Annotated in this window: 4 protein-coding genes and 1 pseudogene; all 5 read right to left on the bottom strand. The window is 20.8% G+C overall.

Translation table 11 applies throughout. The annotated features are described in order from the left end of the window. Positions 1-732: pseudogene (locus CPX_RS02705) on the bottom strand (DUF2963 domain-containing protein); the annotation flags it as partial. Positions 733-776: 44 nt separating this feature from the next. Then, a complete protein-coding gene (locus CPX_RS02700) occupies positions 777-1,415 on the bottom strand; it encodes a hypothetical protein (protein WP_235443275.1) in 639 nt (212 codons plus the stop codon). Further along, positions 1,405-1,863, bottom strand: coding sequence for a hypothetical protein (locus CPX_RS02695; RefSeq protein ID WP_053521625.1), 459 nt, complete (start codon positions 1,861-1,863; stop codon positions 1,405-1,407). The genes CPX_RS02700 and CPX_RS02695 overlap by 11 nt, the downstream gene beginning before the upstream one ends. Before the next feature lie 16 nt (positions 1,864-1,879). Continuing rightward, the gene (locus tag CPX_RS02690; protein WP_053521624.1) at positions 1,880-2,209 is read right to left on the bottom strand and encodes a single-stranded DNA-binding protein; all 330 of its coding nucleotides are present in this window, start codon (positions 2,207-2,209) and stop codon (positions 1,880-1,882) included. Then, positions 2,202-2,471, bottom strand: a complete 270-nt coding sequence (locus tag CPX_RS03130) for a hypothetical protein (RefSeq protein WP_053521623.1) — start codon at positions 2,469-2,471, stop codon at positions 2,202-2,204. The genes CPX_RS02690 and CPX_RS03130 overlap by 8 nt, the downstream gene beginning before the upstream one ends. Between the last annotated feature and the right edge of the window lie 179 nt (positions 2,472-2,650).

Below are 2,650 nucleotides of genomic sequence, written 5' to 3'. Positions count from 1 at the left end.
TTTTAATTCTTCGACTGTATATCCAGCTTCTTTTAATTCTTTAGCTGTATATCCAGTATCTTTTAAATCTCTAAGCGTAAAGCCAATTTTTCTTAAATCACCAGCATAAGCCCCTACTTTTTTAAAATATGCAATTGTTTGATAAATTTGAGTTTTGAAATATTTAACCTTACCATTTTTATCTGTTTCTTTATATTTTTCTTCATTAGCATCAAATTCTTCAATAGAACCATCAATATTTTTACGTTTTCTTAATTTTTCGTTAACAGGATTATATTCCTCCCAAACACCATCAGGTAAAGTTTTTTTAATTAATTTACCATGAGAACCATATTCATAAATATTATTATATTTATCTATTTTTTTTAATAAAAGACCATTATTTTTATCATATTCATAAATATTGTCATCTAAATCAATCTTTTTTACTAATTTATGAGTAAATAAATTATAATATTCTTTTTCACCATTATCTTTTATCAATTCATAAGGAGCATTTTTTAAATGTTCTATTTCTTGTTTTAACTGTATATTTTCCTCATGTAAAGCGCTATTTAATTTTTTAGCTTCTTCGGAAATATCCTTATTTAAAGTTATTCTTCTTTCTTCGGTTTCTAAATGATATTTATAAGCCATACCACCAATCCAAAAAACCAAAAACAATAATGTTGCGGTAATAATAAGAAAAGGAACTATTCGCCAACGTCTACCTTTCCATTTAAAAGTACTCATAATTAAATTTCTCCTATTCCATTTTTAAATAATTTAAAATTTATTTATTCTTTTTCTTCATAAGCGCATAAATATACAACATTCATTAAAAAAGAAAAAATAAAACCTAATATTATTATAATTTTTTTTAATAACAATAACCAAATGTTTAAAACAATAACCATAATATCTAAAATTCTTAAAACAATTTTAAATAATAAATCACCTATTTTAATAAAAGAATTTAACAGAAATGTTTGCATTTCTTTGAAAAAATAAATAACACTACCGCCAACAGTAACAGTAAAAATAATTTTACAAATTTCTTTTAATTTTTCCCATAAACCTTCATCAGGATTCATTAATTTTTGAGCAGTAAGAGAAGAAATATTACTTTTAATAAAATTAAACAAAGAACTAAAAATATCTTTAAAAAAATTTAAAATATCTATTAAAAAACCAAATAAAGAATTAAATAATTTTAAAGGATAAATTAAAATAGTTAATTTTTCCCATATAAAAATAACAATCATTTTAATAAAATTAAATATATTAAAAAAATTAATATTCCAACCCACTTCATAACCAAATAAAAAAGATGATTTAGTCAAAAAAATACTATAAAAAATACTATATAATAAATAAAATAAAGCTTTAAAATCAAAAGAAATTAAATATTTTAAAACAGATAAATTAAAAATCATTGTCATTATTTTCTATAATTAAAGGAGTTTTTATATTATTTAATTGTTGTTTTAACCTTAAATTTTCTTTTAATAATTGTTCTGTATCATTATTATTCAATGGTTTTTCTTTATTATCTGCATTATTTTCTGTTTCATTAAAAACACCTTCCGCAAAATTAAGACCGCCATTTTCATCAAATTCTTTAATCATTCTTTGGACATGCTCACGATAAATACCTAAATAATTACCCATTTGAGCTACTATTCTAATTAAAGCACCATATTCTTTTAAGCTAATAGCTCCGTTTTTAATATAATGATTAACAACTTCTCTTAATTCATCACTAAAATCATATTTTTCTTTTAAATGTTTAATATATAAATAAAACCAATAAACAAAAATACCAAAAAATAAAGAAATTAAAGAAATAAATATTTTAGACTCTATTAAATTATTAATTTGCATTTAATTATTTTTCTCCTTATTTTTCTTTTTTAAAATCTAAATATTGAATAGATTGACATTGTACTTCTGTAATAAATTTTTTTTCTTCTTTATCTTTATCAATGACATTAACTTTAATTCGACCTTCAACGCCAATTAAAGAACCTTTAACAACATATTTAAATAAATTCTCTGCTATTTTATTCCAAACAACACAACGAATAAAATCCGCTTCTTTATCGCCTTCATTATTAATAAAATTCCTATTCACAGCTAAAATAAAACGTACTAAGGGAATATTACCGTTAATAAAATATAATTCTGGATCTTTGGTAATTCTACCTACTAAAATTACTTTATTAATCATTTTTTTCTTTTAACCTTTCTATAATTTTATTAATTATTATTACAATATCTTTTTTATATAAATAATTATTATTGTTATAATCAAGAAGACTGTTTTTCACTTCTAATATTAATTTTTCTTGTTGAACAACAACTAAATTATTATTTTCCTCAATTGGAATTTCTTTTCTTACAAGAAAAAAATTAACATATATAAAAATACCAACAATAGAACCCATCAATAAACAAATAAAATTATCTAATAAATTATTATTATTTCTCATTATAAAATCCTTTATAAAAATAAGCAATATGTTTTAAATATTGCTTATTTCAACCATGTTATTTTAGTACTATCAGGCACGATAAAACCAAATTTATACAAGATAAACACACATATTCCACTTAAAGCAATAAGTGTTAATAATTGTCTTAAAGTCATTATTTTTTCTCCTTTTTATTT

It is taken from the genome of Candidatus Phytoplasma pruni (assembly GCF_001277135.1).
Classification (GTDB): Bacteria; Bacillota_I; Bacilli_A; order Acholeplasmatales; family Acholeplasmataceae; genus Phytoplasma; species Phytoplasma pruni.
Note: the sequence above shows the minus strand (reverse complement) of the source record. Positions and strands in the feature narration are given on the sequence as shown.

Bases quoted from the DNA above. Each gene is read 5' to 3' on its own strand.
- CPX_RS02700 (WP_235443275.1), bottom strand. From the start codon at position 1,415: ATGATTTTTAATTTATCTGTTTTAAAATATTTAATTTCTTTTGATTTT.
- CPX_RS02695 (WP_053521625.1), bottom strand. From the start codon at position 1,863: ATGCAAATTAATAATTTAATAGAGTCTAAAATATTTATTTCTTTAATT.
- CPX_RS02690 (WP_053521624.1), bottom strand. From the start codon at position 2,209: ATGATTAATAAAGTAATTTTAGTAGGTAGAATTACCAAAGATCCAGAA.
- CPX_RS03130 (WP_053521623.1), bottom strand. From the start codon at position 2,471: ATGAGAAATAATAATAATTTATTAGATAATTTTATTTGTTTATTGATG.